This window comes from Pseudomonas sp. 910_21, assembly GCF_052850735.1.
Map to the genome: position 1 here is coordinate 250,498 of NZ_VXCY01000011.1, position 15,016 is coordinate 265,513.

The 15,016-nt window shown below is 63.8% G+C and carries 12 protein-coding genes; 1 reads left to right on the forward strand and 11 read right to left on the reverse strand.

What is annotated here, in order from left to right:
• Positions 1-17 precede the first annotated feature (17 nt).
• Genes FW796_RS29470 through FW796_RS29505 form a run of 8 tightly spaced genes read right to left on the reverse strand, consistent with a single transcriptional unit; the run spans position 18 to position 8,959 of the window.
• A complete protein-coding gene (locus tag FW796_RS29470; protein WP_346634406.1) occupies positions 18-1,379 on the reverse strand; it encodes an O-antigen ligase family protein in 1,362 nt (453 codons plus the stop codon).
• Positions 1,376-2,503, reverse strand: coding sequence for a glycosyltransferase family 4 protein (locus FW796_RS29475; RefSeq protein ID WP_346634407.1), 1,128 nt, complete (start codon positions 2,501-2,503; stop codon positions 1,376-1,378). Before FW796_RS29475 ends, FW796_RS29470 begins: the two co-directional genes overlap by 4 nt.
• The gene (locus FW796_RS29480; protein WP_346634408.1) at positions 2,488-4,080 is read right to left on the reverse strand and encodes a GumC family protein; all 1,593 of its coding nucleotides are present in this window, start codon (positions 4,078-4,080) and stop codon (positions 2,488-2,490) included. Before FW796_RS29480 ends, FW796_RS29475 begins: the two co-directional genes overlap by 16 nt.
• A gap of 11 nt (positions 4,081-4,091) precedes the next feature.
• Positions 4,092-5,111 (reverse strand): polysaccharide biosynthesis/export family protein, encoded by a 1,020-nt coding sequence (locus FW796_RS29485; protein WP_346634409.1) that lies wholly within the window; start codon positions 5,109-5,111, stop codon positions 4,092-4,094.
• A gap of 22 nt (positions 5,112-5,133) precedes the next feature.
• Positions 5,134-5,778, reverse strand: a complete 645-nt coding sequence (locus FW796_RS29490; RefSeq protein WP_446440522.1) for a CpsD/CapB family tyrosine-protein kinase — start codon at positions 5,776-5,778, stop codon at positions 5,134-5,136.
• Between the two features lies 1 nt (position 5,779).
• Positions 5,780-6,532, reverse strand: coding sequence for a sugar transferase (locus tag FW796_RS29495; protein WP_404940022.1), 753 nt, complete (start codon positions 6,530-6,532; stop codon positions 5,780-5,782).
• A gap of 58 nt (positions 6,533-6,590) precedes the next feature.
• The gene (locus tag FW796_RS29500; protein WP_404936893.1) at positions 6,591-7,610 is read right to left on the reverse strand and encodes an NAD-dependent epimerase; all 1,020 of its coding nucleotides are present in this window, start codon (positions 7,608-7,610) and stop codon (positions 6,591-6,593) included.
• Entirely contained in the window at positions 7,607-8,959 is a 1,353-nt protein-coding gene (locus FW796_RS29505) for a UDP-glucose dehydrogenase family protein (protein WP_346634412.1), read from the reverse strand. The genes FW796_RS29500 and FW796_RS29505 overlap by 4 nt, the downstream gene beginning before the upstream one ends.
• Positions 8,960-9,605: 646 nt before the next feature.
• Here FW796_RS29505 and FW796_RS29510 point away from each other — a divergent pair.
• Positions 9,606-10,907 (forward strand): OprD family porin, encoded by a 1,302-nt coding sequence (locus FW796_RS29510; protein ID WP_346634413.1) that lies wholly within the window; start codon positions 9,606-9,608, stop codon positions 10,905-10,907.
• Positions 10,908-11,074: 167 nt separating this feature from the next.
• On the opposite strand, the gene FW796_RS29515 is transcribed toward FW796_RS29510, so the two are convergent.
• Genes FW796_RS29515 through FW796_RS29525 form a run of 3 tightly spaced genes read right to left on the reverse strand, consistent with a single transcriptional unit; the run spans position 11,075 to position 15,016 of the window.
• Complete coding sequence (locus FW796_RS29515; protein WP_404940020.1) at positions 11,075-12,010, reverse strand: carbohydrate kinase family protein; 936 nt, start codon at positions 12,008-12,010, stop codon at positions 11,075-11,077.
• Positions 12,011-12,023: 13 nt separating this feature from the next.
• The gene (gene xylB / locus FW796_RS29520) at positions 12,024-13,517 is read right to left on the reverse strand and encodes a xylulokinase (RefSeq protein WP_404936891.1); all 1,494 of its coding nucleotides are present in this window, start codon (positions 13,515-13,517) and stop codon (positions 12,024-12,026) included.
• Positions 13,517-15,016 carry a mannitol dehydrogenase family protein gene (locus tag FW796_RS29525; RefSeq protein ID WP_446440523.1) on the reverse strand — a complete coding sequence of 500 codons (1,500 nt, stop codon included), beginning with the start codon at positions 15,014-15,016 and terminating at the stop codon, positions 13,517-13,519. The genes xylB and FW796_RS29525 overlap by 1 nt, the downstream gene beginning before the upstream one ends.

Below are 15,016 nucleotides of genomic sequence, written 5' to 3' on the forward strand. Positions count from 1 at the left end.
CTTGGCCAGATTTGCATTTATGGGGCGGGCGCTGGCGCGGCTTCGGCCTCGAGCCGCAGCACGCTGGACAGGGCCAGGAAGATCCACAGGTACTTGTGGTTCGGCGCGCTGAGAAACAGCAGGAACACCGCCATGGCCAACAGGCTCAGGCCCAGGTGGGTGGCGATATCCGCCTGCTCTCGGGCGCCCCGGGCGAGGAACGCCTGGCGTGCCCGCTCGAAGTTGCGCAGGCCCATGAGCATCAGCACCACGAAGCTCAGGCCGCCGGGAATGCCCAGTTCGCTGAACAGCTCCAGGTAGGTGTTGTGGGCCCGGCGGAACAGGTCGGGCTCGTTCATGTTTTCCGAGAAGCTGCTGGCGAAGCCGGTCTGCGCGTAGTGGATCGGGAAGGTGCCCAGGCCCGAGCCCAGCAGTGGGTTCTCGCGGATCATCTGGCCGCCCACCACCAGGTAGGAGGTACGTCGGCCCAGGGAGGTGTCCGCCGAATGCGCGCCGGACTTGAGCATGCTCAGGGACTGAATCCGCGCCACGTAGTCCGCCGGCAGCACGGCGATGCCCAGGGGCACGACGATCGCCACGGCGAACATGGCGAACCCCAGGTGCTTGGGCCGCAGGCCCTTGAGCCGGTCGCGGTAGTGCCAGGCGCCGATGACCAGGGTGAACAGCACCACCAACAGGCCGGAGCGCGAGTCGGTCTTGGTCATCCCGGCCATCAGGGTCAGACTGATGCCGACCCAGAACAGCCGCACTGGCCAGTAGGGCGAGCGCAGGGCGAGGAGGATCGCCGGCGGTACCGCCATGGCGATCAGCAGGGCGAAGTAGTTGGCGTCCTGCAGCAGGCCGATGGCCCGGCCACCTACCTGGTACTTGGCGGAGATCAGCGCGATCACACAGGTGATGGCCACGCTGACCGCCAACAGGCGGCAGAGCATCAGCAGGTTGGTTTCCCGGGCGATCAGCAAGGTGACGAAGAACAGCACCAGGCCCACCGCCAGTTCCCGCAGGCTGTCTAGGGACACCATCAGGTTCTCGCTGTACATCAGGCTTAGGAGCAGGCACAGCAGGAATGGTCCCAGGGCCCGCCACAGGTTGCTGCGCAGGCGGGTGTCGGGGATCTGCCGCAACAGCAGCTTGAACAGCATGATCAGGATCAGCGAGGCCCCCAGCAGCTTGGCCCCGGAGAACGCGCTGTCCTTGAACAGGCCCTCGAAAGGCACCAGGGCGCAGATGCCCAGCAGGCCCCAGCCCGGGCGGCGATAGAGCAGGGCCAGGCCCACCAGCCCGACCACCACCAGCGGCGCCAGAAACGGCCAGGGGCTGGCAAGCAGCAGCAGGCTGGCAAGACCCAGGAAGAGGCCGAGAAAAGGGGCGGCGATCATACCGGGATGCTCTCCCTGGCCAGGCGATACAGCTCATCCCAGCTTCGTGCCAGGGTGGGCAGGTGATAGTGCTTGCGCTGGGTGACGCGGGCGGCCTGGGCCAACTCCTCGGCCAGGGCCGGGTCATCCAGCAATTGGCCGATGCGCCGTTCCAGGTCGGCGCTGTCCAGGGGCTTGGCCAGCAAGCCGTTCTGCCGGTGTTGCAGGACATCGGGAATGCCTCCCACGGCAAAGGCCACCACCGGAGTGCCGGCCTGCATGGCTTCCAGCAGGATCATCGGCGTGCCTTCGGTGCGCGAACTGAGCACCAGTACATTGAGGCGCTTGAGCCAGGGCTGCATGTCTTGCTGGTAACCGGGCAACAGAATGCGCAGCGACAGCCCGGCGGCGTCGATGCGTTGGCGCAGGGCCTGGTTCTGTTCGCCGTCACCGAGCAACACCGCCTTGAGCGCAGGGCGCTGCCGGCACAGGCTGATCAGTGCGTCGAGAAACAGGTCCGGGCCCTTTTCCGCACTCAGGCGTCCGACGAAGCCCACCAGTGGCGCCATTTCGTCGCGGCGAACTTCGGCCTCCCGCAGCGGAGGCCCATCCTGATTGACCGGCAGCACCAGCCTGGGCTCCGGCAGGCCGTTGGGAATGACCCGCAGCTTGTCTTCGGCCACGCCGGCCTGCAGGTGCAACTGGGCAATGCTCTGGGCCACACAGGCCACCCGGCGCACCTGAGGGCTGCGGCAAAGGCGCAGGCTGATCCAGGTGTAGAGCTTCTGTTTCAGGCTGCGCGGCGTGAAGCCGTGCTGGGTCACCACCAGGGGCAGTTGCAGACGCCGGGCACAGACCCAGGCAAACACCTGGGCCTTGAAGTTGTGAGCGTTGAGTAGGCCGGGCTGCTGCCGCAGATGGGCCAGCAGCGCCTTCAGGCAGTGGCAGTTGTGGCTCGGCACGCCGGCCTCGATGAACCGCTGCAGCAAGGCTTGCGGGGCATTGATGAACACCACCCGGTGCTGCCCCGGGGTGATCCGGCAATGATCCAGCAGCATGCGTTCGGCGCCATAGAAGCCGCCGCTGTGGATCAGGTGCACGATAGGCTGTGCAGCCAGGCTCAGGTCGTTCACTGTTTGGCCCAATACCAGGCCCAGCGCCAGGTCCAGCGTGGATAGGGGTTGACCTGCTGCTCTTCAACCGCGTTGAGCACCATCAGCACCGGCAGGCCGAGGTGATCGCTGACCTGGGCCGGGTGCTTGAAGCGGTGATCGAAGAACTCGTAGACATACCCCAGGGCAATTGCCAGCAGCAGGCCGGTGAGCAGGCCCAGGGGAATGATCAGCATCGGCTTGGGAAAGGCCGCTTCGCTGGGTTCGTAAGGCTGGCTGAGCACCCGGGCGTTGGACAGCTCGCCACTGATCAGGCGCTCGCCGCGGCTCTCTTCGTAACGCTGGGTGTAGGTGAAGAAGGCTTTGTGCAAGGCATCGATCTCGGTGTCCAGCTGGCGCAGCTTGCTCAGCACTTCCTGCAGGTCGCGAACCCGGGCCTTGTAGTCGTTGATCCGCGCGGTTTTCTGCGCGATCACCGACTGGGTGATCTGCAGGTCACTGCTGCGCTCGCGAACACGGTTTTCCACCACCTTGAGGAACTGCGCCCGGGCCCGCACGATCTGCTCGCGCTGCTGCTGCATGGGCACGCTGTCGGAGCGATAGGTGTCGGCGGTGGTGCCGTACTGGCTGACCAGATTGGTCAGTTGCTCGCCCAGTTGCTTGATCTCGCGGTCTTCGTAAGCAACGTTGTCCACGGTGTTGGCGAAGGCGAAGGGGAAGGTGTAGTCGGTGATGCCGGCCTTGCGTGCGGCGCTCAGGTTCTTCTGCAGGTAATCCAGGCGACGCTGGTTCTCCAGGGCCTGGTCGCGGTAGCCGTTGAGGGACTGTTCCTCGGTGTTGATGGCATTGAGACGGAAGGTGATCTCTTCCTTGGGGTCGGAGGCATGAGCGGCTTCCAGCAGGGCCTGACGCTTGCCTTCCAGGTCATCCAGGCGCGACTGGTACTGGGCCTTCTTCTGTTCGTAGAAGGCTTCGGGCAGTTCGTTGGATTGCAGGTCCTGGCGGCTCTTCAGGTAGTTGGCCAGCAGGCGCTCGACGAAGCGCGTGCCTTCGGCGGCATTGGGGCTGGCGTAGACGATGGAGATCACGTTGGAGCCGGGCAGGGTGCCGATCTTCAGGTCCTTGACCGCCTGGTCGGTGAAGGCATCCAGGCTGGTGTCGCGCACCGGGTCCACGGCCAGGCCGAAGAAGCCGCGCACCGGGTTGATCACATGGTTGCGCAGCGGATCGATCAGGCCGTTGCGGATCGGCTTGACGATCAGCCTGGTCAGCAGGCCTTCGCTGCCACCGAACTGGCCTTCGCGGCGCAGCTGGTCGATGGTGTCGCGGATCAGAGTCGGCGAGCGCAGGATATTGCTCTCGGTCTCCATGTCCGCCAGGGATGGCGGGATGAACTTGTCGCTGTCCGGGGTGAGCACGGTATTGGCGTCGGTCTGGGACAGTTTCTTGGACTGCACAATGACTTCGGCGGTGATCTCGAAGCTCTGCTTGAGCACCAGCGGCAGCAACAGCGCAATCAGGGCGAAACCCAGGAACACCCGCTTGATCAGGCGTCGATTGACAAAGAACACGAGCAGGAACTCGTGCAGGTAGTTTTCGATCTTGGTCATCAAGAGGGAACTCAGTTGTTGTTCGTTTCTTTGTTGTCGACGCGGTAGCCGAAGCTGAACCCGACACCCTGGAACATGATCACGTCCGCCAGCTGCTTGCTCAGGGCGCCGGCCTTGGCCAGGCGGGTCTTGGGCACGTAGAGCATGTCGTCCGGTTGCAGGTAGGCGAACTGCAGGGCCTTGCCATCCAGCGCTGCATCGGCGTCATAGACCCGGGCTTCGACCTGATTGCCCTTGCGCCGCATGATCACCACCGAGTCCAGGCGCGCGGTGGGGCCGGCGCCCTTGGCCAGGGTCAGGGCTTCGAGCACCGAGATCGGCCGGCGGATCGGGTAGGCCCCGGGCTGGCCCACTTCGCCCATGACGAACACTTCGTTGGCGGCGGTGGTCTTGAGCAGCACATCGACGCTCACCTGTCCCACTTCCTTGGCATAGCGCTGGTTGATCAGGGTCTGCAGCTCGCTCAGGCTCTTGCCCTGCAAGGACAGGCTGCCCAACAGCGGGAAGCTGGCGCGGCCATCGGAACCCACCACGATCTCCCGGCTCAGGCCGGTGGCCGGGTTGGTCAGGCTGGTGCGCAGGTTGTCCAGCTGGGCCATGGCATGGGAGATCGAGAAGGTGATCTGCGGCTTCTTCAGGACCTTGGCGTACTGGGTTTCCAGGGCCTGGCGCGCCTGTTCGGCGGACAGCCCGGCGACCTGGATGTTGCCCACGTAGGGCATGTCGATGCTGCCGTCGGGCAGGACCAGCTTGCTGCCCCCCAGTTCCGGGGCGGTGAGGAAGCTCACGTCCACCTGATCGCCGGGCTGTACGAGGTAGCGTTGCTGGCTGGTGGTGCCGATATGGAAGATCACGTCCAGCACGTCCTGCGGGCGCAGCACCTGTTCGATGGGCATGACTTCGGTGAGCTGGGCCTGATCGGCCGGGGCGCTGAGAATTTGCACCGGCATCTGCTGCGGCTCGCGGTTGACGCAGCCGCCGAGGGCCGCCAGCAACGACAGGCCCAGCAGGGAAAGTCTTGGCTTGTTCATGGTTACACGGTCCTTGTGCCGGTCAGAGACGGTCATAAACCCACTTGGGCATGTAGTACTTGCGGGCGTTGAACACGCTGCCGATCAGCTTCGCCTCGGCCTGGATCAAGCGCTGCGCCGCAGCCTGGGCCACTTCCCAGCGGGTTTCCTCGCTGCGCACCACCAGCACCACACCGTCCACCTGGGTGCTCAGGGTGAGGATGTCGCCGCTGCTGTACACCGGGTCGCCGTCGATGATCACGAAGCGATAGTCCGAGGCCAGTTCCTGCAACAGTTCCTGCAGCAGTTCCGGGGTCAGGCGCTCGGCGTATTGCTGGCGACGGCCCAGGGGCAGCAAATCGAAGCCCAGTTCATCGCTGCTTTCGATGCACGCCGCCAGGAGCGGCGGGGTTTCGGCCAGGGCCAGATCGAGAAAGCCCGGACGCTCGCCAAGGTTCAGGCGCCGGGTCAGGCTGTTGTCCGAAAGGCTGGTGTCCACCAGCAGTACCCGGCCGCGGCTGGTTCGGGCCAGTTCACTGGCCATGCTCAAGCTGCTGCTGGTGATGCCGCTGTTGCGGTTGGCCGCCGTCAGCAGGATCACCCGCAGTTCTTTGTCGAGCACGGTCACCGCCAGGTTGCTTTCGCTGGGACGCTGGATCTTCAGACTGGCAAAGGTTGCTGACGCCATTTCAACTTGCTCCATGGCCATTGAGGACCTTGAAAGGGGTTTTGATCAGGATCTTCAGGTCGAGCCAGGGGCTCTGCTGGAAGATGTAGGTCATGTCGAGGGTGACCCGACCGTCGAAGTCCACGTCGCTGCGTCCGGACACTTGCCACAGGCCGGTGATCCCGGGGTAGATGCTCAGGCGGCCGAGGTGGTGTTCCTTGTAGGTCTGGGCGTGAAACGAGGTGGGGCGCGGGCCGACGATGCGCATCTGGCCGAGCACCACGTTGATCAGGTTCGGCAACTCGTCGAGGCTGGTGCGCCGCAGGAAGCCACCGATGCCGGTGATCCGCGGGTCGCGATCGATCTTGAAATCCACCGAATCCGGGCCGTGCTTGTTCAGGTGGCGCACCGAGTCCTTCAAGGCTTCGGCGTTGACCACCATGGTGCGGAACTTGTACATGCCGAAGCGCCGACCACGAAAACCGGTGCGCAGCTGCACGAAGAACACCGGCCCGGGGCTGGTGAGCTTGATCAACAATGCGATCGTCAACAGCACCGGCGACAGCAGCACCAGCAGCGTGGCCGCCAGCAGCGCCGAGGTCAGGCGCTTGCTGCGCGACAGGGTCCAGGGCCGCCCGCCGTCGCGGCCACTGATCCAGCCGTGCTGTTGCAGCTCGATGGCGGCCTGGACCTTGCGCCGGAACGGATCGTTGCGCCGGTCGATGCGAGCAGGCGCCGGCACCTCGATTGCAGGCGATGAGAAGGGTCTTTCCATATCCACCGGGAATACTTCCATTGCAAATGGTTGGGTAAAAACGCCCAGGGGCGTGGGCTCAGGGCGCGCCGCCCGGGTAGTAGCTCAGGTACCACTGGACGAAATGCTTCAGGCCTTCCTCCAGGGTCACCTGGGGGCCGAAACCGGTGAGGTTTTCCAGGGCGCTGACGTCGGCGCAGGTGTTGAGCACGTCACCGGGCTGCAGAGGCAGGTACTCCACCTGGGCCTGGCGCCCGAGGAGTTTTTCCAGGGTCGCCACGTACTCCTTGAGTTCCACCGGGCGCTGGCCGCCGATATTGAACAGACGCCAGGGCGCCATGCTGGTGGACGGGTCCGGTTGCTCGCGGTCCCACAGCGGGTCGCGTACCGGCGGCTTGCCCAGCAGGCGCACCAGCGACTCGACGATGTCGTCGACATAGGTGAAGTCGCGCTGGTGCAGGCCGTAGTTGAACAGCTTCAACGGCCGGCCCTGGCTGATGGCATCGGCGAACAGGATCGGCGACATGTCCGGCCGGCCCCAGGGACCGTAGACGGTGAAGAAGCGCAGGCCGGTGGCCGGCACCCCGAACAGGTGGCTGTAACTGTGGGCCATCAGTTCGTTGGCTTTCTTGCTCGCCGCATACAGCGACAGCGGGTGGTCGACGTTGTCGCTGACCTTGTACGGCGTTTGCTGGTTGGCCCCGTACACCGAGCTGGAAGAGGCGTAGATCAGGTGCTCCACCGGGTAGCGTCGGCACATTTCCAGCAGGTTGAGGAAGCCTGAGAGGTTGCTGTCCAGGTAGGCCTTGGGATTTTCCAGGGAGTAGCGCACCCCGGCCTGGGCGGCGAGGTTGATCACCACCTGGGGCCGGATCTCGGCGAACAGCCGCTCCAGGCCCTCGCTGTCCGCCAGGTCCAGGCGTTGCAGGGGGAAGTGCCCCGCTTGCTGTTCGACCCAGCGCACCCGGTCGCGTTTGAGCTGGGGGTCGTAGTAGTCGTTGAAATTATCCAGTCCGGTGACCTGATGCCCATCCTTGAGCAAACGCAGTGCGGTATGGGCGCCGATGAAGCCGGCGGCCCCGGTGATCAGGATATTCATGCGCGCAACGCCTCCGGGACGCGGTAGGGCAGGCCGATGCTCAGGTAATGCAGGCCGGCGTCCGCTGCCTGTTGCGGGTTGTACAGGTTGCGGCCGTCGACGATCAGGCGATCGCTGAGGGTGTCGTGCAGCAGCTTGAAGTCCACCACGCGAAAGGCTTTCCACTCGGTGCAGATCACCAGGGCGTCAGCGCCTTGCAGGGTGTCGTCGCGGGTCGCGCACAGCTGCAGGTCGTCGCGGTAGCCGTACAGCCGTCGGCATTCGGTCATGGCTTCCGGGTCGTAGGCATGGACCTTGGCTCCGGCCTGCCACAGCGCTTCCATCAGGTAGCGGCTGGTGGCTTCGCGCATGTCATCGGTGTTGGGTTTGAAGGCCAGCCCCCACAACGCAATGACCTTGCCCTTGAGGTTGTCCCCCAAGTGCGCCTTGAGCTTGCGAAACAGCACATGGCGCTGCTGTTCGTTGACGTCGCGCACGGTCTTGAGCATATGCGGCTCCAGCCCGTGGCTTTCTGCGGTGTGGATCAGCGCCCGCAGGTCCTTGGGGAAGCACGAGCCGCCGAAACCGGCCCCGGGGTAGATGAAGTGGTAGCCGATGCGCGGATCGGCGCCGATGCCCTTGCGCACCGCGTTGATGTCCACCCCCAGGCGTTCCGCCAGGTTGGCCATCTCGTTCATGAAGCTGATACGGGTGGCGAGCATCGCGTTGGCGGCGTACTTGACCAGCTCGGCGCTGCGGTTATCCATGAACATCAGGCGGTCATGGTTGTGGTTGAACGGTGCATACAGCTCGCTCAACTGCTGGCGCGGCCGCTCGTGGGAGCAGCCGACGACGATCCGGTCCGGACGCATGCAGTCGGCCACCGCCGAGCCCTCCTTGAGGAACTCCGGGTTGGAGGCCACGTGCACTCGCAGCTGGGATTTGCCCAGGTCCGCCAGTTGTTCGGCGACAGTCTCGATCACCAGGTCGGCCGTACCCACCGGCACGGTGGACTTGATCACCAGGGTCTTGTCGCTGTGCATCAGACAGGCAATGTTGCGGGCCACCGCCAGGACATGGTCCAGGTCCGCCGAGCCGTCTTCGTTGGAGGGAGTGCCGACCGCGATGAAAATCACCTGGCCGTGGCCCACTGCATCGCTGGCCTGGGTGGTGAAATGCAGTCGGCCGGCCTTTTGATTCTCTTCGATCAGGGTCGCCAGACCCGGCTCGTGAATCGGAGGAATGGAACGTTGCAGCTGGGCAATCTTATGGCTGTCGATATCGACACAGACCACGTTATGCCCGACATCGGCGAGGGCAACTGCTTGCACCAGACCGACATAGCCAGTACCAAAAACGCTGACTTCCAAGGGAACGACCTCGTCCATGATGAGTGTTGGGTGAGAGAGTTACTCACCTTCTTTAAAAGGCGTATGGCACATGGCCGCTATCACGCTCTTTTTTTGACACTACCATAGGTTCGAGACGTTTAATTGACGTTTTGCGGTGTTACATAAATGACACAGGTGCTTTCATTGATTTTTATATTGCTAAAAACATCAATAAAAACAATACATTAGGATTGCTCATGATGGTCATCATGGAAAGCGTCAAATACTTGATCAGGTGTTCAGAAAAAATAATAAAACCGACGAACGGTAGATAAAAATCACAAAAAGATGATGCTTTTTCGCCACTATCGACTACTGCACTGTCCTCGTCAGGTGGCTTTCTGATCATGGCGTCAGGTTTTTTGACAGGTTTTTTCGTGGCAAAAATTGGCGAAATTGATAGGTTTTTTCCTGGTTATGCCTGCTTTATGGCGTAGAGGAATGGCTGCCGGCGCTGCGGCCGAGGAGTCAGACTAAAGTCGAGTTGGGGTGGGTGGGGCCATCTGCCATCATCGGCGGTCTTCATTGATTCAATCAATTCAACTTGTGATCGCTGATTCGCAGGATGGATTTCACCTGGGTCTTTCTTTACCTCGCGTCACTGATTTTCTGCTGGAGCCCGTTCATGCGTCCCCCTTTTCCTTTACTCAATCCGTGCCCACTCCTGGGCCTCGGAGCGGTCGTCCTGTGCGCAGGATTTGCCCCGCTGGCCCAGGCCGACGGCTTTTTCGAGGACAGCAGCGCCAAGCTGGAGTCACGTACGGTCTACTTCAATCGGGATTTTCGCGACGGTCACACCAGCACTGACCAGGGCGCTTCCAAGCGTGAAGAGTCGGCCCAGGGTTTCATCCTCAACCTGCAATCGGGGTACACCGAAGGCACCGTGGGTTTTGGCCTGGATGCCTTGGGCATGCTGGGCATCAAGCTGGATTCCAGCCCGGACCGCAGCAACAGTGGTCTCTTGCCTTCCAGCGGACATGACCCACGGGGTTCTGCGGATCAGTACGCCAAGCTGGGCTTGACCGCCAAGGTGCGGATGTCCCAGACCGTGTTCAAATACGGGGCGCAACTGCCGGACCTGCCGTTGCTCAAGTACAACGACGGGCGCCTGCTGCCGACGATGTTCAACGGTGCCGTGCTCACCTCCAAGGAGGTCAAGGGCCTGACCCTGACGGCCGCGCGCCTGAACCAGTACACCGCCCGGGATTCCACCGATGCCCAGGACATTCGCGTGCATTGCAAGAACAAGCGCTATGCCTGCAACACCACGGCGGACCACTTCGACACCTATGGCGTGGACTACAAGTTCAATGAGCGCCTGACCGGCCAGTACCACTACGCCGAACTGGAAGACATCTACCGCCAGCATTTTGTCGGCCTGTTGGCCAACCAGCCGCTGGGCCCCGGCGTATTGAAGGGCGACCTGCGCCTGCTCAAGAGTGCCGACAGTGGCGCCGAGCGCGCCGGCAGCATCGACAACCGTGCCTTGAGCACCCTGCTTGGCTACAGCCTGGGCGGCCATGTGTTCAGTGCCGGCTGGCAGCGTATGTATGGCGACAACTCGATGCCTTACCTCGATGGCAGCAACCCGTACCTGGTGAACTACGTCCAGGTCAACGACTTCGCCGCGATCCAGGAACGTTCCTGGCAACTGCGCTACGACTACGACTTCAAGGCGCTCGGCCTCAATGGCTTGAGCTTCCTGACCCGTTACGTCAGCGGTGACCACATCAAGGTGCCGGGCAGCCTGCGTGAAGGTCGTGAGTGGGAGCGCGACAGCGAGCTCAAGTACGTGGTGCAGAGCGGCACCTTCAAGGACGTGAGCCTGCGCCTGCGCAACGCCACTTACCGCAGCAACTACCAGAAGATTGCCCGTGACATGGACGAGACCCGCCTGATCGTCAGCTACAACTTCTCGCTGCTCTGACCAAGGCCCAGGAAAAGCACCACGGTGGCACTGAGTGTTGCAGGCGCTGGCTTGCCAGCGAAGGCGTCGCCCGAATTGGCGCAAGGCTGACGGGCGTCTTCGCCGGCAAGCCGGCTCCTACGGATTGTGGTGAGCTGTAGGAGCTGGCTTGCCAGCGAAGGCGGCGCCTAGAGTTGATGGCGGTAGGGCAGGTCGGGACCGGTCTTGCTGCAGGTGAGGGCCGCGGCGCGCACGGCAAAGCGCAATTGGGCGTCGATCTGTTCGCGGCTCAGCCGTTCCAGGCCTTGCGGTGAATCCAGCCCGTGCTCGGTGAGCCAGGCGATCAACGCCGCCTGGAAGGTGTCACCGGCGCCCACGGTGTCGGCTACCTGCACCTGGGGCGAGGCCACCGACCAGCTGCCATGCCGCGCACTGAATACTGTGGCGCCCTGGCTGCCACGGGTCAGGAACACCAACTGCGCATGCTCTTGCAGCCAGCCCTGGATCAGTTCCTCGGGCGCCTGCCCGGGATACAACTGGGCCAGGTCTTCGTCGCTGACCTTGATCAGGTCGGCATGCTGCACCAGTTCACCGATACGTTGACGCCACAGCTGGATATCCGGCTGCGGGTTGAGGCGCACATTGGGATCGAGACTGATCAGGCGCCGCCCCCGCTCGCGGCGCACCAGGGTCAGCAGGGTGTCGGCAATCGGTTGCACCACCAGGGAAAACGAGCCGATATGCAAGCCGCGCACGCTCGGGTCCAGCTCCGGCAAGTGCTCCTGCAGAAGCTGGCGATCGGCACAGCCTTCGCCACGGAAGCTGTAGTGGGGCGAGCCGTCGGCGCCGACCGCCACCATGGCCAGGGTGGTGGGGGCGTCGAACTCGTGCAGGTATCGGGTGTTCACCCCTTCGTCCTGCAGCACCCGTCGCAGGCGCTGGCCCAGGTAATCCCGGGACAGCCCGGCCAGCAGCGCCACGTCAATGCCCAGGCGGCGCAGGCCCAGCGCTACGTTGAAGGGTGAGCCCCCGGCAATGGCCTGGAACTGCACTTTATTGGCTTGGGTACTTGCGTCATCGACGCTGAAAAAATCGAACAGTGCTTCGCCACACACCAGATACATAGTCATTCGCTCTTCAAAGGGTTGCCAGATGCTGTTGATAGCGTTCATACGCGGTCTCGTAGGCCTTCACCTGTTCGGCCCGGGGCCAGGTCTGGCTGTCGAGGTCGAGGCTCACGCAGCGTTCACAGAGTTGCGCCAGGCTAAAGGCCGGGTCCGTTTGCCGTCCATGGCACCAGGCGGCCTGGATCGCCGCACCCAGGGCGGCGGCTTCGGCTTCGCGGGTGCAGATCACCGGGGTGTGCATGATATCGGCGACCATCTGCCGCCACAGCGGACTTTTTGAGCCGCCGCCGATCAGGCGGATGCTCTGGCTTTGCAAACCATTGGCCCGCAGCAGGTCGAGGCCGTAGCGCAGGCCGAAGGTGGTGCCCTCCAGCACCGCGCGGCACAGGTTGGCCTGGGTCAGGTTGTCCAGGGTCATGCCCTGCAGGCTGCCGCGGGCGTGGGGCAGGGCGGGGACCCGCTCGCCATTGAAGAACGGCAGCAGGCACAAGCCCTCGGCGCCGATCGGAGCCTGGCCCGCCAAGCGGTTGAAGCTGTCCAGGTCCAGGTCCAGCAGTTGCCGCACCAGGGTGGTGGCGTTGGTCAGGTTCATGGTGCAGACCAGCGGCAGCCAGCCACCGCTGGAAGAGCAGAAGGACGCCACCGACCCATGGCTGACCAGTGGCTGCTCGGCATAGGCATACAGGGTGCCGGAAGAACCCAGGCTCATGGTGATGATGCCGGGCTCGATAGTGCCGGTGCCGATGGCCCCGAGCATGTTGTCGCCACCGCCGCTGGCCACCAGGGCCTGGGGGTTGATGCCCAGGAGCCCGGCTATCTGCGGCAGTATCCGACCCACCGGCTGCTGGGCCTGGATCAGTTCCGGCAAGGCACGTTCCAGGCGTCCGTCGGGGTCGATATGGGCCAGCAGGGCCCGGTCCCAGTCACGGCTGCGGACATTGAAGTAACCGGTGCCGGAGGCGTCGCCGTATTCGCTGCAGCAGCGCCCGGTCAGCCAGAAGTTGAGGTAATCGTGGGGCAGCAGGATATGGGCGATGCGCTGGAACACGGCGGGGTGCTGCTCCCGGGTCCACAACAGCTTCGACAGGGTGTAACCCGGCGCCAGGGCGATACCCAGGCGCTCCAGGGAGCCTTGCTCGCCCCCCAGGTGATCCAGCAGGCGCTGGTTCTCGGCCACGGTTTCGGTGTCGCACCAGAGCTTTGCCGGGCGCAGCACCTGGCCCTGATCATCCAGCAGCACCAGGCCGTGCTGCTGGCCGGAGACCGCGAGGCCAAGAATGTCCCGGCCATCGACTCCGGCCGCTTGCAACGCCTGGTGGGTGGCACTGATGCAGGCTTGCAGCCATTGTCCGGTGTCCTGCTCGCGACGGCCGTTGGCGCCGCTGATCAGGCTGTGGGGCGCGGCGCCCAGGCCCAGGACGGCGCCGCTCTGGCTGTCGAGGATCAGGGCCTTGGTGCCTTGGGTGCCACAATCGATACCCAGGTACAGCGCGGCGGTGCTCATCATGCGCTCCGTGATGGACGCGCCGGCTTCGCCAGCAGGCGTTCCAGGGTCTGGCTGACGCCGTACTCGCGCAGGCTGTTGAAGCAGCGCTCAAAGGCTTCGACGAACTCGGCGGACCTGGGAATTGCTGGGCCGAAGATTTCCTCCACCCCCAGCAGGCGCTGGGTCAGCAGGGTATCGTCCGCCACCAGGGCCTGGCAGAACTCGGCCCGTGGATCGGGAATCCTGTAGCTCACGCCGTTTTCGTCCACGCCCCGCAGGTACAGGGCCCAGGCGGCGACCACCAGGGCCGCGCGTTCGGTATCGCGGCCATCGGCGATCAGGCGGTTGAGGGTCGGCACGGTGAACTTGGGAAACTTCGACGACCCGTCGCTGCACACCCGCTCCAACTGGTCGGCGATGGCCTGATTGGAAAAGCGCTGGACCAGCGTGTCCTTGTAGGCCGCCAGGTCAATGCCCGGCACCGGCGCCAGTTGCGGGGTCACGTCCAGGTCCATGTAAGCGCGCATGTAGGCGACGAACAGCGGATCGTTCATGGTTTCGTGGACGAAGCGGTAACCCTTGAGAAAGCCCAGGTAGGTCAGGGCCAGGTGGCTGCCGTTGAGCAGCTTGATCTTCATCTCTTCGTAGGGCGTGACGTCGTCGGTGAACTGCACGCCCACTTGTTCCCAAGCCGGGCGGCCGTTGACGAACTTGTCTTCCAGGACCCACTGCACAAAGGGCTCGCACACCACCGGCCAGGCGTCGTCGATGCCGTGCTGGTCGTGCAGTTGCAGACGGTGAGCGGTGCTGGTCATGGGGGTGATGCGGTCGACCATGGCATTGGGAAAGCTCACCTGGGTGGCGATCCAGTCGTGCAGGTCGGCGTCGCGCCGGGCGGCAAAGGCCAGCAGCGCCTTGCGGGTCACGGCGCCGTTGTGGGGCAGGTTATCGCAGGACATCAGGGTGAAGGCCGCAATGCCCGCGGCGCGACGCTTGGCCAGGGCTGCACAGAGGAAGCCGAACACGGTGCGTGGCTGCTGGGGATAGGCCAGGTCGTGCTGGATCTGCGGCAGGTGGATCATGAATTCGCCGCTGCTGTCATCGATGCAGTAACCACCCTCGGTGATGGTCAGGGAGACGATGCGGATTTGTGGGCTGGCCAGCTTGTCGATCAGCGCTTGGGGGCCGTCTTCGGCCAGTAGCATCTGGCTGATGGAACCGATCACCCGCACTTCATGGTCGTCACCGTCCCCCAGTTCGAACAGGGTGTAGAGGCAGTCCTGGCCCGCCAGGTCGTCCCGGGCGCGGCGGTCTTCGGGGCGCAGGCCGACCCCGCAGATGCTCCAGTCCAGGCCCCAGCCCTGGTTCATCAGGGCGTCGGTGTAGTAGGCCTGGTGCGCCCGGTGAAAACCGCCGACGCCGATGTGCACGATGCCCTGGCGGGTGTCGGCGGCACTGTAGGCAGGCACCTGCACCTGGGGCGGGAGCTGGTTGAGGTTGAAGCGATTGAGTTTCAT